Source organism: Neisseria sp. P0021.S007 (genome assembly GCF_051956855.1).
The window spans coordinates 1-738 of sequence record NZ_JBQCXA010000429.1; the positions used below are offsets into that span (position 1 = coordinate 1).

1 protein-coding gene is annotated in these 738 nt (G+C 49.9%); it reads right to left on the reverse strand.

Going from position 1 to position 738, the window contains the following annotated elements; all coding sequences use genetic code 11:
• Nucleotides 1-247: 247 nt before the first annotated feature.
• Nucleotides 248-738: surface lipoprotein assembly modifier (locus ACTHUR_RS13810; protein ID WP_440399107.1), on the reverse strand; the 491-nt coding region annotated here is incomplete at its 5' end.

A 738-nucleotide genomic window follows, 5' to 3' on the forward strand; every position in this document is an offset into this window, starting at 1 on the left:
TACTAAGGCCGTCTGAAACGCCAAGTTGGGTTTCAGACGGCCTGATTTTTTGTAACGTTATGTAGTGTTGTGCGTTGCGCTGTGAAGTAATATTGGCTTGGATTTATCTATTTGATAAATATAAATTTAATGAGGAATTATGCCTTGAAAATCCTATTTATCCGGTATCTGTAAAAGTTTGAATCTGCCTTGTAAATCAGTATGCAGGACCGATATTTTTGCTTGATCCCCAGATTAGTTCTATTTGTCAGAACGTTTTGCTCAATTCGACAAACATTTTGGTTTTGCCGTATTCGTAGAACTTGTCGTTGCTCCATGTTTTGTTGTGGGCAATGGTCAGGCGTGGGGTGATGCCTTTGAAATGGAGGGCGCGATGCCATACGCTCAGGGAGGCGGAGGCTTCTTTGTCGCGGCGGTTTTGTTCGTTGCTGAAGAAGCTGGGGGCTTGGTAATGGCGTTGGGCGGCGCTGAGGCGTAGGACGGTGGAGAGGCCTTTGGGCCATTCTTGTCCCCATGTGGTGCGCAGGGCGTAGCGGTTGAAGCTGTCGCTTTTGTCGTCGCGGTTGCGTTCGCGGTAGAGGTCGATACCGGCTACCCAGTATTGGCGCGCGTTGCGGTAGTACACGATGGAGTTGCTGAGCAGTTGGCTGGTGTTGTTGGAATGCTCGCGGCGGCCGTTTTTCAGACGGCCTGCTTCAAATGCGCTGAGGGTTTGCAGCTTGGGTTGCCACCAATGGT